Source organism: Ruegeria arenilitoris (assembly GCF_013032445.1).
Classification (GTDB): domain Bacteria; phylum Pseudomonadota; class Alphaproteobacteria; order Rhodobacterales; family Rhodobacteraceae; genus Ruegeria; species Ruegeria arenilitoris_F.
Map to the genome: position 1 here is coordinate 59,547 of NZ_WQCA01000008.1, position 18,564 is coordinate 78,110.

The following is an 18,564-nucleotide window of genomic DNA, read 5'->3' on the forward strand; positions in this document are numbered from 1 at the left end:
TTGCTATATCTCTTCAGCTTGACATTAACGCGCGTACAAAAGATCAGTTTATGACCAAATGGTTGCGAAACATCTGGGAGGAGGTCGCACGACCCATTTTCCTGCGCCCCAAGCGGGTGCAGTTCGCAGCGTTATGCACGCGTGAAAAAGAAAGCGGGCCAGAGGTCCTGCTGATCACCAGCCGCGACACCGGGCGCTGGATTATCCCCAAAGGCTGGCCGATGGATGGCAAGGACGGTGCCGAAACCGCACTGCAGGAGGCTTGGGAAGAGGCCGGCGTACGTGCGCCCAGCCCTGCTAAAGAGCCGATAGGCTATTTTACCTACGACAAAATCCTGAAAGACGGCTCGGCCCTGCCCGTTCTGACCAGTGTCTACCGGATCGAAGTGCAGGATCTTGCGGACAGCTTTCCCGAAGCAGACGAACGTAAGAGGGTCTGGTTAGCTCCTGCAATTGCAGCCGAACGCGTCAATGAACCGGAACTGCGCGACATACTGCTCCGATTGTAACAGTTTCGCAAAAATTTGATGACAAAGCGGTTGCCCGCGCGGGTGAAACCGTCTAGCCGCGTGTGTCAACTCAAATAAGCCGCAAATTCCCATGTCGAACATGACTACAAAAACCCGTTGGCAGGCGCTGGATAGCGACCTGCACCGCATCTCGCGTGTCGAAACCGCGAATGTCCATGTGGCGCGCCCGATGCTGGCGCCCGGCATCGCGCTGGCCTTTATCGCGCTGGCCGGTTTGTCGGCAGCCGTGTTTTTCGGACAGGCCGATGGCGGGCTGATCGTTGTCGCGGCAGCGGTTTTCGGGGCCTATATGGCGGTCAATATCGGCGCCAACGACGTGGCCAACAACATGGGTCCGGCGGTCGGAGCCAATGCTCTGACCATGGGCGGCGCGATCGTCATCGCGGCCGTCGCCGAAAGCGCAGGTGCGCTGCTGGCGGGTGGGGATGTGGTCTCGACCATTTCAAAGGGGATTATCGACCCGGCCTCGGTCCAGAACAGCAATGTGTTTATCTGGGCGATGATGGCCGCACTGATTTCCTCGGCGATGTGGGTCAACCTCGCCACTTGGGTCGGTGCACCGGTCTCAACCACACACTCGGTCGTTGGTGGTGTGATGGGCGCTGGTATTGCCGCAGCAGGTCTGAGCGCCGTGAGCTGGGGCACAATGAGCGCCATCGCCGCAAGCTGGGTGATCTCACCGGTTTTGGGCGGAGTGATCGCGGCAGGGTTTCTGGCGCTGATCAAGGCCAAGATCCAGTATCAGGACGACAAGATTGCTGCCGCTCGGCGCTGGGTTCCGATCCTCGTGGCCGTCATGGCAGCGGCGTTTTCCACCTATCTGGCCGTCAAAGGCCTGAAGCGGATCGTTAAGATCGAGCTTGAGATGGCCCTTCTGATCGGTCTGGCCTCGGGCCTGCTGGTCTGGTCGGTGACAGTGCCTTGGGTACGACGAAAATCCGAGGGGATGGAAAACCGTACGAAATCTCTGAAAACGCTGTTTGGCCTGCCTCTGGTCATCTCGGCCACGTTCCTCAGCTTCGCCCACGGCGCCAATGACGTGGCTAATGCGGTTGGCCCTCTTGCGGCGATCGTGCATGCGGCAGAATTCGGCGATTTCGCTTCGAAAGTGGCGATCCCAAGCTGGGTGATGGTGATCGGTGCCTTCGGGATTTCCTTCGGTCTGTTTCTGTTCGGCCCCAAACTGATCCGGATGGTGGGCAGCCAGATCACCAAGCTGAACCCGATGCGCGCGTTCTGCGTGGCGCTGTCGGCGGCAATCACAGTGATCGTTGCCAGCTGGCTGGGTCTGCCGGTAAGTTCCACCCACATCGCCGTGGGGGCCGTGTTCGGAGTTGGGTTCTATCGCGAATGGCACTCGGACCGCCGCTGGAAGCAATCGAACCGCCAGCGTCCCGCCGAACAGCGGCTGGCCCGCGAAGAGCACCAACGCCGCAAGCTGGTGCGTCGCTCGCATTTCATGACAATTGTGGCGGCCTGGATCATTACCGTTCCTGCGGCTGCGGCCATGTCGGCGGCGATTTTCGTTTTCCTGACGGCATTTATCTGACCCTGCCTAAGGCTTAACCTGATCCGGTGACAGAGCGATCTCGGGCGCTTGTTCGATCAACACCCGCACGTTGGCACAGATCGGAGTCGCCACCCCAAACTGCTTACCGAGACGAATGATCTCGCCTTGCAGGCTGTCAATCTCGGTCGGGCGGCCCGCCATCAGATCATAGGCCATCGAGGTCCGCGCGCTGGGGTCGATGGTAAGCATACGTGCCGCGATCCGGGTAAAGACCGGCGTCGGCAGGCGCAGGATATGCGGCGTCATCCACGCAGGCAGAGGTGTGGTCGAGGCCACAGGGTGACCTGCCGCCTTGAGCACCGCCAGAGCTTCAGCCATCTGGTCCGCCATCACCCTCCGCCAGTTGCGGTCCAACAGTTGCTCTTTCAGCGTCAGACCAGACAACGCATTCAGCGCGTTGTTGAGATTGATCACCAGCTTGCCCCATTGCACAGCGTCGATGTCGTCGCTCTCAACAACCGGCAAATCGGGGCTGCTGAGCTTTTCACCCAGCGCGCCAACACCACTTTGAATGACAATCTCACCCGAAGTCGCCCGATGAAAACACGCAGGTTCGGTCGGCACTACGTTGAATGGCACCATCCCGGCACGCACGTCGTGGTCCGGCAGAGCGGCTCGCAAAATACGGGCGTTGTCCATCCCGTTCTGCCACGACAGAACCGGGGCAGACTTCGACACATACTGGGCGATCCGGGCGGCTATTTCAGCCGTTGCGCCGGTCTTGACGGACACGATCACGGCTTCTGCGGTGGTCAGACAGCTTGCGTTCTCGGTCAGGGTCAAATCCTGCGCAGCCACGTGTCGGTTCAGGCCCGAGAAATCAGTGACAATCAGCCCCCTATCACGGATCGGGTCCAGAATGCGCGACCGGCCCAATAAGGTTACGTCGTGGCCTGAATGGGTCAGCAAGGCCCCGCAATAACAGCCGATACTGCCCGCCCCTGCGATCACGATCTTCATGGTGCGCCTCCTCGGGGCAAAGGATCGCCGGGATCAATAAGTCGGGCAAGACCCCCTTACGTTTGGTCAGCGCGCCAGCCGCGGGCGGGTACGCTCCAACTCTTCCGAGATCGGAATGAATTCCTGATCATCCCCCGGCGGCAGGTGGAACGCGCCATGCGCCCAGTCGGCGGTTTTCCATTCGCGGGTGGCGGCCTCGATCTTTTCCTTCGAGGACGACACGAAATTCCACCAGATATAACGATCCTCGTTCAGCGTCGCGCCCCCAAGCAGCATCAACCGTGCGCCCAGTGGCCCGGCCTTGACCGAAAGATGATCGCCCGGGCGGAACACCATCATGCGGCCCTCGTCGAACTTGTCACCGGCAATCTCGACTGAGCCTTGAGTGACATAAACGCCCCGATCCTCATGATCGTCCGGCAGGGGAAACGCAGCACCCGGTTCAAGCTGGACGTCCAGATAAAAGGTCTCGGACAGCATCGTGACCGGGCTAGTTTCACCATAGGCCGATCCGAGGATCAGGCGGGCGCTGACCCCGTTATCCTCAATATGCGGCAAGGACGCTTGTTTGTGGTGCTCGAAATCTGGGGCCATATCCTCATGAGCCTCAGGCAGAGCGATCCAGGTCTGGATGCCGAACAGGCTGTGTTTCTTGCCGCGCGTTTCTGCGCTGGTGCGCTCGGAATGAGTAACGCCGCGGCCGGCGACCATCCAATTGACTTCGCCGGGGTAAATCATTTGATGCGTACCAAGACTGTCGCGATGTTCGAACTCACCCTGATACAGGTAGGTGACGGTACCCAGACCGATATGCGGATGCGGGCGCACGTCGATGCCGCCGTCAGTGATGAACTCGGCAGGGCCCATCTGGTCAAAGAAGATGAATGGTCCCACAAGTTGACGTTTGAGGGAGGGCAGCGCGCGGCGCACTTCGAACCCGCCCAAATCGCGGGCGCGCGGGATGATCAAGGTCTCAAGTGCCGCATTTTCCGACAGGCATTCGGGGGTGTGGGTCGGGTTCCAACTCATTCCAGCTCTCCTGTGATCAGAGGTATAAGGTTCACAAAAGAAGGATATAGGGCGAATTTACGCTGGAAAACTTGCAATTTTGCACAGTCAGAGTGCAGGAAATTTGCCGATGTCTAGGGCCACAGCCGGGGAAAGAACGGCCCGTCGATGCGGTCGCCTTCACGATAGCCTGCCGCCTCGAACTGCGCGCGTTCATCTTTTGCCCAGTCGCCGCGATACCGGATGATCCCGTCCGGTGCCGTCATCCGCAGGGTAAAGCGTCGGACCGTTTCGCTGGGCGTCACCGAGGACAGACCTCCATGTAACGTACGCATGTCGAAAAAGATGCAATCGCCCAACTGCATGTCCCATTGCAGCAGGTCATAGGCATCCGGGTCGGCGTTGATATCGGGCGGCGGATGATAGGTCAGGCCTGCAACCTCGGTCGGTTCGTAACTGGGATGCCCGTCCGCGAACCGGACCCGCATGAACAGCTTGTCCCACAGGTGCGAGCCTTTCACAAAGGCGATACCGTTCTCCTTGGTCACCGGCTCCAGCGGTAGCCAGAGGACGCACATCGTGCCCGCGAAGTCGAAATAGGACAGGTCCTGATGGAATGGTGGGCGTGAGGTCGACCCGGCTTCGCGCAGGAACCAGTTGTCCATGACAAGGTTGATCGACGGTGCGCATAACAGTTGCCCCGCCAGCGCGGCACAGGGGGATTTGCGTACAAAATCGGTGAATTGAGGGATTTTGTCCCAAGCCCAGTAATCCTCGAAATAGGCCGGGGCGCTGGGGTCTTTGGTGTGGCGGGTGAAGTTTTCGCTTGGGTTGGCTAGGTCCGCATCGATCCCCTCGCGCAGCAGCGATAGCCAATGCTCCGAGAATTTCGAGCGCAAGACGACGGCCCCGTCGCGCTTGAAGGCGGCGATTTCGTCGGGTGACACTGTTTGCATATTGTCCATCGGGAGGCCTTTCGGATCGGTATCGCGAGGATGGCACCCCAGTTCACTTGGGGTCAAAGAAATTCGCGTTGGATGTTCACAGGGCCGTGAAACCTGCCTCGGAAAAGGCGCGAACCGTGCTATCTTAGCGCCGTGGCGCGTTGCGATCCAATTGGATGACACCTTGCAGGAGGTCCCGACATGACAAAGACAGGCTTTTCCCGCCGTTCCATGATTGCCCTCGGCGGTGCCGTTCTGGCGACCGGCACAACCGGCTTGCTACTGCCTGCGCGTGCGGCTGGGCTGGCCCCGACACCGTCCATGCGCGGCGGGTCCAACAACTACCGCCCCGGTGCGCCCATTGTTACTCAAATCGGTGACGGCGGCTTCTGGATGACCGGCACGGTGCGCCGCGCGGGTGACGGAGCCCCGCTTCCCAACCAGCGCATCCAGATTTGGGCGCACACGACCGAAGGCCACGAACGCGACCCGCAGAGCCACGGGGCAACACTGACCGACGCGAATGGAGAGTTTCGGCTGGAGATGCCGCAGATCGTGCCTGCGTTCGGCCAGCCGCATGGCCATCTGGCCTATGACAGCGGTGAATTCGAGACCGTGTTCCTGCGGCCGATCATGGCGAGTTCGAAGGACAAGACGCTCGCCGCGCATTTCGTCCTTCAACCCCTCTGACCATTCGTGACTCGCGCGCTGCTGATCTGGACAGTTCTGGCCCTCGTCCTGGCGGTACCCTTGGTTGCAGCAGCGAAAAGTCCGCTTTTGGCGTGGCGTGATCCTGTCTACATCATCGCCGGGATTGCGGGTGTGGTCGGTATGGGGTTGCTCTTGATGCAGCCCCTTCTGGCCGGGCGATACCTGCCCGGGCTTTCACCACTGGCCAGCCGCAAGTGGCACCGGTGGGTTGGCGTCAGCCTGATCGCGGCCATCCTGATCCACGTTGGCGGCCTGTGGATCACCAGCCCGCCTGATGTCGTGGACGCTTTGCTGTTCGTCTCACCCACCCCGTTTTCAGCTTGGGGTGTCATTGCAATGTGGTCGAGTTTTGCAGCCGCCATCCTAGGCGTATATCGGCAACGTCTGAAGCTTCGGTTCCGGGTCTGGAGGTTGGGTCACACATTGCTGGCTGCTGTGACCATCGTCGGCAGCGTGGTGCACGCGATGCTGATCGAAGGCACAATGGAGATCATGACCAAATCCGCCCTCTGCGCTTTGGTTTTGATGGCGAGCGTCCGAACGCTCGCCAAACTGCGCGTTTGGGATGTGCGCAGACGTTAAACGCCCAGACACCAGCGCATTACGGCCTTCTGCGCGTGCAGACGGTTCTCTGCCTCGTCAAAGATCACCGAGTTCAGGCCGTCCATCACTTCGGAGGTCGCTTCTTCCTCGCGGTGCGCGGGCAGGCAGTGCATGAACAGTGCGTCGGGCTTGGCGTGGGACATCAACTCCGTATTCACCTGGTACGGCCGCAGCAGGTTGTGGCGACGCTCCTTGGCCGATTGGCTATCGTGCATCGAGACCCAGGTGTCTGCGACAACCAGATCGGCGCCCTCGACAGCCTTGAACGGATCACGCTCGACCACGATTTTTGACCCCTTCTGGCGAGCGAAGCCCATGAATTCATCCTCAGGGTCGAACTGCGCCGGGCCGGTGAAGGTCAGGTCAAACCCGAACTGGCCTGCCGCATGCAGGAACGAGGCGCAGACGTTGTTGCCATCACCTGTCCAGACAACCTTTTTGCCTGCGATGGGGCCGCGGTGTTCTTCGAAGGTCAGCACATCGGCCATGATCTGGCAGGGATGGGTGCGGTCGGTCAGGCCGTTGATCACCGGCACGTCGGAATATTCGGCCATCTCGGTAAGGATCGTCTCATCAAAGGTCCGGATCATGATCATGTCGACATAGCGCGACAGCACGCGGGCGGTGTCCGCGATGGTCTCACCATGGCCCAACTGCATATCCTTGCCGGACAGCACCATCGTCTGCCCGCCCATCTGGCGCACGCCCACATCAAAGGACACGCGGGTCCGGGTCGAGGGTTTTTCGAAGATCAGTGCAACCATGCGGTCCTTGAGCGGCTGTTCGTCATCCAGCGCGGCCTTGGGCTGGCCCAAACGGGCTTGCTTCATCTCACTGGCCTGATTGATCATCGCCCGCAATTCGTGTGCGTCAGTTTTGTGGATATCGAGAAAATGGTTCATTTCGTTTCGCTTTTGACTGTCAGTTGCTGAGGGCACCGCCCTCGCAGAATGTGGTATAAGATCAGGCCGTAGCCAGATTGCTCTCGATCTGAGCGGCGGCTTTGTCGAGGCGGATCATGGCCTGGGCAATGTCATCCTCGGTCAGGGTCAGCGGCGGCAGCAGGCGGATCACGTTGTCGGCGGCGGGAACGGTGATGACCTCGTTGTCATAACCCGCATTCACAACATCCGTGTTGGTCGCCTTGCATTTGATGCCCAGCATCAGCCCAGAGCCGCGCACGTCCTCGAACACATCCGGGTGATCGGCAACCAGACCTTCCAACTTTTGGCGCAGCAGGCCGGCCTTGCGGTTCACACCCTCCAGAAAGGCGGGGGTAGCGACCAGATCGATCACCGCGCAGCCAACGGCGCAGCCCAACGGGTTGCCGCCATAGGTCGAGCCATGAGTGCCTGCGGTCATGCCGCTGGCGGCGTCTTCGCTGGCAAGTACCGCACCCAGAGGGAAACCTCCGCCGATGCCTTTGGCAACCATCATGATATCGGGGGTAATCCCCGCCCATTCATGCGCGAACAGCTTACCGGTCCGACCAACACCGCATTGCACTTCGTCCAGGATCAGCAACAGGCCGTTTTCGTCGCAGATCTGGCGCAGGGCCTTCATCTCGGCATCGGGCACCGGTCGAATGCCACCTTCGCCCTGCACCGGCTCGATCATGATGGCAGCGGTGTTATCGGTGATCGCGTCGGTGACACCGTCCAGGTCGCCGAACGTGACATGCACAAAACCCGGCAGCAGCGGGCCGAAACCTTTGGTCATCTTCTCAGACCCGGCCGCCGCGATTCCGGCCGAGGACCGTCCATGGAACGAGCCGCTGAAGGTGATGATCTCGACCTTTTCGGGTTGACCTTTGTCATAGAAATACTTGCGGGCCATCTTCACGGCCAACTCGCAGGACTCGGTACCCGAATTGGTGAAGAACACCGTGTCGGCAAAGGTATGCTCGACCAGCTTGTCGGCCAGCGCCTGCTGTTGCGGGATGTTGTACAGGTTCGAGACATGCCACAGCGCGTGTGCCTGTTCAGTTAGTGCGTTGACCAGCGCCGGATGCGCATGGCCCAGCGCGTTCACCGCGATCCCTGCACCGAGGTCCAGAAAACGTCGGCCATCCGCCTCGGTCAGCCAAGCGCCTTCGCCCTTCACAAAGGTCAGGGGCGCACGATTATAGGTCGGCAGAACGGACGGGATCATCGGATCATCCTTTTCGATATGTTGAGCCCCGTGAGTGATACACGAAGGCAGGGTTCGTCAACAGATTTGGTGGGGTTTGCGCGGATTTACAGCGCGCAATGGATCAAACGGGCCGGTTACGCGGCAATGCGTCGGCGTCGGAGTCGCAGGATATGTGCGTGTTTGATCATGCCGCGCCGTATAGCGAGGCGCAGGCGTTGTGAAAACCCTGAAAATCGCGACCTCCGAAATTTCGTTCTGAGACGAATGTTTCCTGCTTGCTATTTTTCCGATGCTGGCCCACCGCTAGGGGCATGACACCCGCGCGCCAGAACCCTGCCCTTGCGGCCTTGCTGATCGTGACCGCTAGCGCGTTTATTGCGGGCACCACGCTGCTGGCCAAAGCGCTGGGGACAGATACGCTGGGCCCCGCGCTGCATCCGATGCAGATCAGCCACGGGCGGTTTCTGTTCGCCTTTCTGGTGATCGTCAGCGCGGTGGGGATCCTGCGCCCAAAACTACGTCGCCCGCATTGGGGGCTGCATATCGGGCGGACCAGTTTCGGGTGGGTCGGGATCACTTTGATGTTCGCCTCGGTCGCGTTCATCCCAATCGCAGACGCCACGGCGATTTCCTTCCTGAACCCGGTCTTCGCGATGGTGTTGGCTGTCCCGCTGCTGAAAGAGGGTGTCGGCCCATGGCGCTGGTTAGCCGCAGCCGTGGCATTGGCCGGTGCGCTGATCCTGCTGCGCCCGACTCCCGACAGCTTTCAGCCGGCTGCATTGCTGGCGCTGGCCGCTGCGGCGTCAATTGGTATGGAGTTGATTTTCATCAAAAAGCTCTCGGGCCGGGAAATTCCGATCCAGATCCTGTTGGTCAATAATGCGATGGGGCTGACGATTGCCTCGGTCGCGGTCAGTTTTGTGTTCCAGATGCCGACACCCGCGCAATGGGCGGCGCTGGCGGGCATTGGCGTACTGATGGCCTGTGCGCAGGCCAGTTTCGTCAACGGTATGGCCCGCGCGGATGCGTCCTTTGTAGCGCCTATCAGCTATGCGACGCTGATCTTTGCCGCCCTTTACGATTTCGCGGTGTTCGGCGTGATCCCGGATGCGATCAGCCAAATCGGCTCGGCCATCATCCTGACCGGCGGGCTGATTCTAGTGTGGCGCGAAACGCGGCAGCGTCAGGCCTTGAGCCGGTAACCCGTGCGCAGCATCTGCCAGGTGACCGCGCCAACCACCAGCGTCGCGCCGGTGCAGACAACCATTCCCAACCACGGAGAACTGTCGGACACGCCGATCATCCCATAGCGCAACCCGTCAATCAGATAGAACACCGGGTTCAGGTGGCTCAGCTTGTTCAGCAGCGGCGGCAGCGCCTCGACCGAGTAAAACGTGCCCGACAGAAAGGCCAACGGCGTGACGATGAAGTTGGTGATCGCTGCCATCTGATCGAATTTGTTGGCAAAGATGCCGGCAAACAGGCCCAACGCGCCCATGAAAGCGCCTCCGAGGATCACGAAAATCAGAGTGATCAGCGGGTTCTGCGGCGCGATGGACAGAAATACCAGAAACGCGGCCGCGACGACAAAGGCGATCAGGACGCCGCGGGCGATGCCTCCGGCCAAATAGCCCAGCAGAATCTCCAGTGGCGACAACGGAGGCATCAACGTGTCGACGATGTTCCCCTGAATCTTGGCGATAATGATCGAGGACGACGTATTGGCAAATGAATTCTGGATCACCGTCATCATCATGATGCCCGGTGCCAGAAAGACCAGAAACGGAACCCCCATCACGTCGGGCCGCCCCGGCCCAATGGCGATGGTGAAGATCAGCAGGAACAAACCAGCCGTCACCAGCGGTGCCATCAGAGTCTGTGTCCAGACGGCCAGAAACCGCAGGGTTTCGCGTTTGGCCAGCGTATAGAGGCCCATCCAATTGACCGCCCCAAACCGGCGCGCGTCCTGATCGATAAGATTCTGCATGTCTGCCCCATAGCTGATTCGAAGACCGCTTGTAACTCGGCCCGCAGTGATTAAAATAGGGGGCTGAGACGAATTCCCAAGGCGGCCCGAATCCGGGGCCGCTTTCCGCTTTTGAAAGGCAACCGATGTCCTGGACTGACGAGCGCGTAGAACTGCTGAAGAAAATGTGGGGCGAGGGCCAGTCGGCCAGCCAGATCGCCAAGGAACTGGGCGGCGTGACCCGCAACGCCGTGATCGGCAAAGTGCACCGTCTGGGCCTGTCGAACCGCGCAACCGGTGCTGCGCCTGCCAAGGCCGAGCCCAAGGAAAAACCGGCACCCGCGCCCAAGGCCGAGGCCAAGCCGAAACCCGCACCCAAGACCGAGCCTGCACGCCCAGCCCCTGCCCCTGCGGCCGAAGCGAAACCTGCTGTGCCGGCCCGCCGCCAGATCATCCCGGCAGGCCAGCCGCTGCCGCCGCAGCCTTCGGCCAACGAGATCAGCCCTGAGGCGCTGGCCAAGGTCAATGAGGTTGAGAAAAAGGCCAAAAAGCTGACGCTGATGGAACTGACCGAGAAGACCTGCAAATGGCCCGTGGGCGACCCTGCGACCGAAGATTTCTGGTTCTGCGGCCTGCCCGTTGAAGCTGGAAAACCCTATTGCGAGGCGCATGTTGGCGTGGCGTTCCAGCCCATGAGCTCGCGTCGCGACCGTCGGCGGTAAAGGCCGTGCGCCAGGATCCGACCGCGATGGAGGATACCTGGCTAACCCGGGCAAAACGTCTGTTGGCGCTGGCCGAAACCGGCCAGCACTTTACCAAAGACCCGTTTGACCGCGAACGTTTTGACGAGATCGCCGAGATGGCGCAGGCCATGCTGGCCGATCTTGGCAACGTTCCCATTTCTCAAATCACCGGGTTGTTCCCAACACATGCAGGCGGCTATGCCACGCCCAGCATCGACATCCGAGGTGCCGTCATTCGTGATGGCCGTATACTGCTTGTACGCGAACACAGCGATGGCAATTGGGCCATGCCGGGCGGGTTCGCGGATATCGGCAGTTCTCCGGCGGAAAACATCGAACGTGAGGTCTTGGAAGAGGCCGGACTGCAGGTTCGGGCAAGGCAACTTTATGCCTTGCGTCACAAAGCGCGGCACCCATACCCACCAGACACGCGGGATTTCTACAAGCTGTTTTTCCTGTGCGATGAGGTCGGCTCAGATGCCCCTAAGCCGGGGGCTGAAACCAGTGAAGCCGCCTTTTTTGCTCCGGATGCAATTCCCGAACTTTCATTGACCAGAAACATTCACGCGGACATATTGGCGGCGTTTCGCGCCTTTGCACAGGATCAGTCTGCAACTCTGTTCGATTGATCTACTGTGCCGGATGCGACGGCAAATCCGGCATCGGCACCCAGCCGGGCAACTCATCCGGCGCGACCGAAACATGCAAGCGTTCTGACGGATCACGCCCGACCTTCCGGTGTTTGCGCAGCAGGAAAATCTTGCCCCACCCACGCCAGGTGCCGACCGAAGGCGCAGTGGTCGCGGTCGGGAACCGGTCGCGCCAGCCGTCAGGCAGCGGCAAGCCATGCAGCTCGGCCTTGTCCAGCATCCAGATCAGAGGGATGTTGCTGAGCGGTCGCGCCTCTTCAAACCCGTTTAACTGGCCGCCGACATCGCCATGGGTGCCGCGGAACCAGACCTGTTCGACATGGCCGTCGAAATCAGAGGTGCACTCCCACAAAACCGGCTCATAAACCTCGCGTGTTTCGTCCAGTGCCATGGCGTGATAGCCGTGCCGGGTGGAAGGCCCCAGTTGGTGGTTGTGGAACGCGTGTTTTTCTTCGGCCCGGCGCCACAGCAACGGCAGACGCAAGCCCAGCGCCTTAACCGTGTCCCAGACGCCGATCATTTCAATGGCGATTTCTTCGTGACAGAACTTGCGGCGGAAATCCCGGGCTGCGGTGCCGTCGGGATTGCATTCATAGTGGCGGTAGGCCTGTTTGATATTTCGCACCGTGGCGTGCTCGGCCTTTAGCAGGCCAATCATGTCGATTACCCCGGCCAAGCTGCGCACCCCGTAAGCCCCACGCGAGTAACCGATAAAGAAGATCCGGTCACCGGGTTTGTAGCGTGATGTCAGATAGCCATAGGCGCGGCGGATCTGACGGTTGATCCCCCGCCCCATCATCACATCCAGCGAGGTTTTCCAGCTTTCCCACTGAACGCCCGCCTCATAGAACACCGAGACCTTGCCGCCCATCTCCTGACACAGGCGGAACGTCTGACCGGCATGGGTTTCAAATCCCGGCTCCAGCGTCGACATGGTGCCGTCGAGGATGATGACATGGCTGACAGGTTCGCGATGAGGCGTCTCGGCCGAGTGTTCGGACCGCAGAGGCCGTCCGAGCCATCCCAGTACCTTTCTACTCAGCCGCGACAGAACCATGTGTCAACAATTCCCAAACTCTGAGGGGTGTGAACGGCATATCCGCCTGTCGCACCCCGTGATCCCAAAGCGCGTCCTGAACCGCGTTTGCCACAGCGGCCAGCGCGCCCACGGTACCGGCCTCTCCGCAGCCTTTCATCCCCATCGGGTTGGAAGTTGACGGAACCGGCGCCGAGGTAAACTTTATCATGGGTATCTCGGCCGCGCGGGGCAAGGCGTAGTCCATCAACGAAGCCGTGAGCAGTTGCCCTTGCGCATCATGCACAACATGCTCGGTCAGGGCCTGTCCGATACCCTGAACCACGCCGCCATGCACCTGCCCTTCGGCCAGCATTGGGTTGATAAGGTTACCAAAATCATCAACAACTGTATAGCGGTCCACCCATGTTTCACCGGTGTAAGAATCGATAACGATTTCGGCAACATGTGCTCCGTTGGGGTAACTGCGGGCATCCAGGTTGGCGCGTGCTTCGTGCTGCAGCAGATCGGTGCGACCATCGGCGCGAGCCATCTCGGCCGCCTCGGTCAGGGTGGGCGTCAGGTTGGATCCGGGCGCTCGGAATGTTTCGTGATCAAAGCTCACGTCAGCCTCCTCGACACCCATCTTATCGGCCAGATAAGGCGTGAATGCGGCGATCATGACGTCGATTGTGGCCAGCGTTGCCGTGCTTTGCACCGTGACCGAGCGTGATCCGCCCGTACCACCCCCGTGGGGCAGTTGATCGCTGTCGCCCTGAATGACGGTGATCCGGTCCATGGGAACACCCGTCTGATCCGATAGAAACTGGGTATAGGCCGTCTCATGCCCTTGCCCGTTTGACTGAGTGCCCACGTAAAGGTTCACGGTCCCGTCCTCACAAAAGGCAATTTTTGCGTTCTCAGAAGGGGCACCCAGAATGCTTTCGATATAATAACACAGCCCCTGCCCCCGGATCAGGCCACGCTCGGCATCGGCGGCCTTGCGTTCGGCAAAGCCCTGCGTCTGTTCGCCAGCGCGGGTCAGGACCATGTTGAAATCGCCGACATCATAGGTTTCCCCTGTCGCAGACGTGTAGGGAAACCTCTCGGGCTGGATGAAGTTTTTCCGGCGTAGCACCCACGGATCGACCCCCAATTCACGCGCGGCACGATCCATCAACCGTTCAAGGACATAAATCGCCTCGGGGCGTCCTGCGCCGCGATAGGCATCAACCTGTGTGGTGTTGGTATAGAACCCATCGACCCGCAGATAGGTGGTTTGAACGTCATAGACCCCCATCAAAACCTTGCTGAACAGGTCGGTCTGAATCGCCTGCCCGAAATGGCTGTTATAGGCGCCGAGGTTGACCTTGCTGTGCACCCGGTAGGCGGTGATCTGGTGATCGGCGTCAAAGGCCAGCTCGGCCAGAGAGGTTAAATCGCGACCATGATGATCGGACAGCATCGCCTCGGACCGGTCCGACATCCAGTGAACGGGTTGGCCCAGCTTCATTGCCGCCACGGCGACACAGAAATACTCCGGGTACGGCATCACCTTCATCCCGAACCCACCGCCCACGTCAGGGGTGGTGACGCGGATAGTGTCAGGCTCGAGCTTCAGCTTCTGCGCCAATTGCGCACGCATGGCCCAGACACCCTGCCCACCATAGGCAAACTGCAGCCGCTCGTCGGTCCAATGCGCCTGACAGCCGCGCGGTTCCAGCGAGGTTATAATCACCCGATTGTCAGCCACGTTCAGCGAAACGGTATGAGCGGCCTGCTGAAACGCAGCCTCGGTTGCGGCCTCGTCGCCCAGCCCCCAGTCAAAAGCGCGGTTGTCGGGGGCTTCGGGATGCAGCACTTCCCCTCCGGCATCGATATCCAGCTTGGCGGGCAGATCGTCGGTCTCCATCCAGATCATCTCAACCGCGTCGCGGGCTTGCATTGGGGTTTCGGCGATGACGACAGCCACGGGCTCACCAACAAACCGCACCCGATCCTTGGCCAGCATATGCCGGTCCGGTGCCGCCGCTTTGGAGCCATCCCGGTTGGTCACCGTCGCCGCGTTCAAAACCGTGTCGATCCCAGCTTTAGCCAGATCATCCAACGCCATGACCAGCCGAACGCCGTCCGCCTGACACGCCGCGTCAAGATCCAGCGCGGTGATCCGGCCATGGGCAACGGGGCTGCGGAAGAAGGCCGCAAACAGCGCGTCACTCGGCACATCATCATCCATGTACCGCCCCTGCCCGGTCAAAAAGCGCTGATCTTCGGTCCGCTTGACCGGCTGGCTTTTCCCGAACTTTTCCATTGCGTGCTCCTGTCGCTGCCGTGCAGGCGACATTAGGCTGCCCCGGTTCATTGTCCAGAGCGTCCGCAAACCCTTCCACTTCGCGCCGCGTTTCGTTATTGCAGGCGCTGACCCAAGATTGATGACGCAGGACGCACCCCATGGCGATGGAAAAGACATTCAACGCGGCCGAGGCCGAGGCCCGCATCTACGAGGCCTGGGAACAGGCCGGAGCCTTCAAGGCAGGCGCGAACAAATCGCGCGACGAAAGCTTTACCATCATGATCCCGCCGCCCAACGTGACAGGCGCGCTGCACGTGGGCCACGCCTTCAACAACACGCTGCAGGACATCCTGATCCGCTGGCACCGGATGCGCGGTTTCGACACGCTGTGGCAACCCGGTCAAGACCACGCGGGCATCGCCACCCAGATGCAGGTCGAAAAGATGCTGGCCGCCACTCAGCAGCCCGGTCGGCGCGAGCTGGGGCGCGAAAAATTCCTTGAGAAAGTCTGGGAGTGGAAAGGCGAATACGGCGGCACGATCATCGAGCAGCTCAAGCGTCTGGGGTCCTCCTGCGACTGGTCGCGCAATGCCTTCACCATGGCCGGTGCTGCGGGTGACCCGCGCACGGGGCACGAGAATTCGGCCAATTTCCATGATGCGGTCATCAAGGTCTTCGTCGATATGTACGAAAAGGGCCTGATCTATCGCGGCAAGCGACTGGTCAACTGGGACCCGCATTTCGAGACCGCGATCTCGGACCTTGAGGTCGAGAACATCGAAGTCGCGGGCCATATGTGGCACTTTAAATACCCGCTGGCCGGGGGCGAGACCTATACCTACGTCGAGAAAGACGAAGACGGGAACATCGTGCTTGAGGAAGAACGCGACTATATCTCGATCGCCACAACCCGCCCCGAAACCATGCTGGGCGACGGCGCGGTAGCGGTTTACCCATCGGATGAACGTTACGCGCCAATCGTTGGAAAACTATGCGAAATTCCGGTTGGCCCGAAGGAGCATCGCCGCCAGATTCCGATCATCACCGATGATTACCCCGATCCCGATTTCGGCTCGGGCGCGGTGAAGATCACCGGCGCGCATGATTTCAACGACAACATGGTAGCCAAGCGCGGCGGCATTCCGATGTACCGCCTGATGGACACCAAGGGCGCGATGCGGGCCGATGGTGCGCCCTATGCCGACGAGGCGGGCAAGGCACAGGAATACGCGCGTGGACGTGAGTTCACCGAAAACGAGATCGACGCGATCAACCTCGTCCCCGATCACCTGCGCGGGTTGGACCGGTTTGAGGCGCGTGCGAAGGTCGTCGAAGAGATTACCAATGACGGTCTGGCCGTCATGTGCCGTGCCGATGACACGCGTCTGGGTTCGACGGCCCTGAAGTCCGGGCACGAAGGTGCCGACAAACTGGTGCCACTGGTCGAGAGCAAGCCGATCATGCAGCCCTTCGGCGACCGCTCGAAAGTTGTGATCGAGCCGATGTTCACCGATCAGTGGTTCGTTGACGCCGCAAAGGTCGTTGGCCCCGCACTGGACGCGGTCAAGGACGGCGCGGTCAAGATCATCCCCGAGTCGGGCGAGAAGACCTATTACCACTGGCTGGAAAACATCGAGCCCTGGTGTATCTCGCGCCAGCTGTGGTGGGGACACCAAATTCCGGTTTGGTATGGGCTCGACCTGTCCGCTGAGGGGTTCAAAGACGACGAGAACGACGGTGATCTTGATCTGGTCGAATTGGGCCGTTTGCTGAACGAAGGCGGCATGCTGCACCGTGGCAATGTCATGGAATGTGCTGCGAACCTTGATGCCGTTACCGAGAAATTCCTCGACGACAACGCCAACATTCCCAGCCCGCTGAGCCACGCGACCGTTGTCGAAGTCGCCGACAAACAAGAAGCGATCCACAAGTTTGCTGAAAGCCTTGCCCAGTATGCGTTGGAGCAGGATCCGACCAAACTGGTCTATCCGGTCTGGCGCGACCCTGACGTCCTCGATACTTGGTTCTCGTCAGGCCTCTGGCCCATCGGCACTCTGGGCTGGCCCGAGCAGACTGAGGAACTGGAACGCTACTTCCCCACGGACGTTCTGATCACCGGCTTTGACATCCTGTTCTTCTGGGTCGCCCGGATGATGATGATGCAACTGGCCGTGGTGAAAGAAATCCCCTTCCACACCGTCTACCTGCACCAGCTCGTCCGCGACGAGAAGGGCAAGAAGATGTCCAAGACCACCGGCAACGTCATCGACCCGCTTGAAATTGTGGACGAATTCGGTGCCGATGCGTTGCGCTTTACCAACGCCTCGATGGCCGCCATCGGCGGTGTGTTGAAGCTGTCCAAGGAACGTATCACCGGCTATCGCAACTTCGGCACCAAGCTGTGGAACGCCGTCCGCTTTGCCGAGATGAACGAGGTATTCACCGACGCCGTTCCGCAACTGAACGTGGCCGACCTGAAGCCCAAGGCCGCCGTGAACCGCTGGATCATCGGTGAAACCGCCCGCGTGCGCGAAGAAGTTGACGCGGCGTTGGAAAGCTATCGCTTCAATGATGCCGCCAACGGGCTTTATGCCTTTGTCTGGGGTAAGGTCTGCGATTGGTATGTGGAACTGTCCAAACCGTTGTTGCAGGGCGATGACGCCGAGGCGCAGGCCGAAACCCGCGCCACCATGCGTTGGGTTCTGGATCAGTGCATGGTCCTGCTGCATCCGATCATGCCTTTCGTCACCGAAGAGTTGTGGGGCCTGACCGGCGACCGTTCCAAGATGATCGTTCACGCCGACTGGCCGACCTACGCCGCTGCCGACTTGATCGACGCGGAGGCGGATCGTGAGATGAACTGGGTGATTTCGGTCATCGAAAACACCCGTTCGGCCCGTGCGCAAATGCGCGTTCCGGCAGGCCTCTATGTACCGATGCTGGTGACCGAAATTGACGACCACGGTCAGGCCGCTTGGGACCGCAACGAGGCGCTGATCAAGCGCCTTGCACGGATCGACAGCCTGACCAAGGCCGATGAACTGCCCAAAGGCACCATCTCGATCGCCGCCCCCGGCGCGGCCTTTGGCCTGCCGCTGGCAGATATCATCGACATCGGCGCCGAAAAGGAACGGCTGGAAAAAGCCATGGGCAAACTGGCCAAGGAACTGGGCGGTCTGCGCGGGCGTCTGAACAACCCGAAATTCGTGGCCTCGGCCCCGGAAGAGGTTGTCGCTGAAGCCAAAGCCAACCTCGCCGCCCGCGAAGAAGAAGAGGCCAAGCTAAACGAGGCCCTAGCGCGTTTGGCCGAAATCGCCTGATCTTCATCTTTTCAAAAATACTCGAATCCAATCCCCATCACCCAATCCGGTGGTGGGGATTTTCTTTACCGCTCATAGTGCTTGTCCCCGCTGCTTAACCCTTGTTAGCAAGTGAGGG

At 60.3% G+C, this 18,564-nt stretch carries 16 protein-coding genes; 8 read left to right on the plus strand and 8 right to left on the minus strand.

Annotated elements, in window-relative coordinates:
- Positions 1–50 precede the first annotated feature (50 nt).
- Positions 51–509: an NUDIX hydrolase gene (locus GOW98_RS12945; RefSeq protein WP_170332635.1), complete on the plus strand. Its 459-nt coding sequence runs from the start codon at positions 51–53 to the stop codon at positions 507–509.
- A gap of 91 nt (positions 510–600) precedes the next feature.
- Positions 601–2,079 carry an inorganic phosphate transporter gene (locus tag GOW98_RS12950; protein WP_170332637.1) on the plus strand — a complete coding sequence of 493 codons (1,479 nt, stop codon included), beginning with the start codon at positions 601–603 and terminating at the stop codon, positions 2,077–2,079.
- Between the two features lie 6 nt (positions 2,080–2,085).
- Here GOW98_RS12950 and GOW98_RS12955 read toward each other — a convergent pair whose 3' ends face one another.
- The 3 genes from GOW98_RS12955 to GOW98_RS12965 all read right to left on the minus strand — a co-directional run bounded on the left by GOW98_RS12955 (position 2,086) and on the right by GOW98_RS12965 (position 5,033).
- Positions 2,086–3,060 (minus strand): 2-dehydropantoate 2-reductase, encoded by a 975-nt coding sequence (locus GOW98_RS12955; RefSeq protein WP_170332639.1) that lies wholly within the window; start codon positions 3,058–3,060, stop codon positions 2,086–2,088.
- Positions 3,061–3,126: 66 nt separating this feature from the next.
- Positions 3,127–4,089: a pirin family protein gene (locus GOW98_RS12960; RefSeq protein ID WP_170332641.1), complete on the minus strand. Its 963-nt coding sequence runs from the start codon at positions 4,087–4,089 to the stop codon at positions 3,127–3,129.
- Positions 4,090–4,202: 113 nt separating this feature from the next.
- Entirely contained in the window at positions 4,203–5,033 is an 831-nt protein-coding gene (locus GOW98_RS12965; protein WP_170332643.1) for a phytanoyl-CoA dioxygenase family protein, read from the minus strand.
- A 180-nt stretch (positions 5,034–5,213) separates the two neighbouring features.
- On the opposite strand from GOW98_RS12965, the gene GOW98_RS12970 reads away from it, so the two are divergent.
- Positions 5,214–5,702 carry a twin-arginine translocation pathway signal gene (locus GOW98_RS12970; RefSeq protein WP_170332645.1) on the plus strand — a complete coding sequence of 163 codons (489 nt, stop codon included), beginning with the start codon at positions 5,214–5,216 and terminating at the stop codon, positions 5,700–5,702.
- Positions 5,703–5,708: 6 nt separating this feature from the next.
- Positions 5,709–6,305 carry a ferric reductase-like transmembrane domain-containing protein gene (locus GOW98_RS12975; protein ID WP_170332647.1) on the plus strand — a complete coding sequence of 199 codons (597 nt, stop codon included), beginning with the start codon at positions 5,709–5,711 and terminating at the stop codon, positions 6,303–6,305.
- Here GOW98_RS12975 and argF read toward each other — a convergent pair.
- Together argF and GOW98_RS12985 are read right to left on the minus strand one after the other, a co-directional pair.
- Positions 6,302–7,228, minus strand: coding sequence for an ornithine carbamoyltransferase (argF, locus tag GOW98_RS12980; protein WP_170332649.1), 927 nt, complete (start codon positions 7,226–7,228; stop codon positions 6,302–6,304). The genes GOW98_RS12975 and argF overlap by 4 nt on opposite strands.
- 61 nt (positions 7,229–7,289) lie before the next feature.
- The gene (locus tag GOW98_RS12985) at positions 7,290–8,477 is read right to left on the minus strand and encodes an aspartate aminotransferase family protein (protein WP_170332651.1); all 1,188 of its coding nucleotides are present in this window, start codon (positions 8,475–8,477) and stop codon (positions 7,290–7,292) included.
- 293 nt (positions 8,478–8,770) lie between these two features.
- On the opposite strand from GOW98_RS12985, the gene GOW98_RS12990 reads away from it, so the two are divergent.
- Positions 8,771–9,661 (plus strand): DMT family transporter, encoded by an 891-nt coding sequence (locus GOW98_RS12990; protein ID WP_170332653.1) that lies wholly within the window; start codon positions 8,771–8,773, stop codon positions 9,659–9,661.
- Here the strand turns inward: GOW98_RS12990 and GOW98_RS12995 are convergent.
- A complete protein-coding gene (locus tag GOW98_RS12995) occupies positions 9,643–10,446 on the minus strand; it encodes an ABC transporter permease (protein WP_170332655.1) in 804 nt (267 codons plus the stop codon). The genes GOW98_RS12990 and GOW98_RS12995 overlap by 19 nt on opposite strands.
- Positions 10,447–10,571: 125 nt before the next feature.
- Here GOW98_RS12995 and GOW98_RS13000 point away from each other — a divergent pair, with 125 nt between their 5' ends.
- Together GOW98_RS13000 and GOW98_RS13005 are read left to right on the plus strand one after the other, a co-directional pair.
- On the plus strand, positions 10,572–11,147 hold the full coding sequence (locus tag GOW98_RS13000) for a GcrA family cell cycle regulator (RefSeq protein ID WP_170332657.1): 576 nt from the start codon (positions 10,572–10,574) through the stop codon (positions 11,145–11,147).
- A gap of 5 nt (positions 11,148–11,152) precedes the next feature.
- The gene (locus GOW98_RS13005) at positions 11,153–11,797 is read left to right on the plus strand and encodes an NUDIX hydrolase (protein WP_217359565.1); all 645 of its coding nucleotides are present in this window, start codon (positions 11,153–11,155) and stop codon (positions 11,795–11,797) included.
- 1 nt (position 11,798) lies between these two features.
- Here GOW98_RS13005 and GOW98_RS13010 read toward each other — a convergent pair whose 3' ends face one another.
- A complete protein-coding gene (locus GOW98_RS13010; protein ID WP_170332661.1) occupies positions 11,799–12,875 on the minus strand; it encodes a DUF2235 domain-containing protein in 1,077 nt (358 codons plus the stop codon).
- Positions 12,853–15,144 (minus strand): xanthine dehydrogenase family protein molybdopterin-binding subunit, encoded by a 2,292-nt coding sequence (locus GOW98_RS13015; protein WP_170332663.1) that lies wholly within the window; start codon positions 15,142–15,144, stop codon positions 12,853–12,855. Before GOW98_RS13015 ends, GOW98_RS13010 begins: the two co-directional genes overlap by 23 nt.
- A 140-nt stretch (positions 15,145–15,284) precedes the next feature.
- Here GOW98_RS13015 and GOW98_RS13020 point away from each other — a divergent pair, with 140 nt between their 5' ends.
- On the plus strand, positions 15,285–18,446 hold the full coding sequence (locus GOW98_RS13020; protein ID WP_170332665.1) for a valine--tRNA ligase: 3,162 nt from the start codon (positions 15,285–15,287) through the stop codon (positions 18,444–18,446).
- Positions 18,447–18,564: the final 118 nt, after the last annotated feature.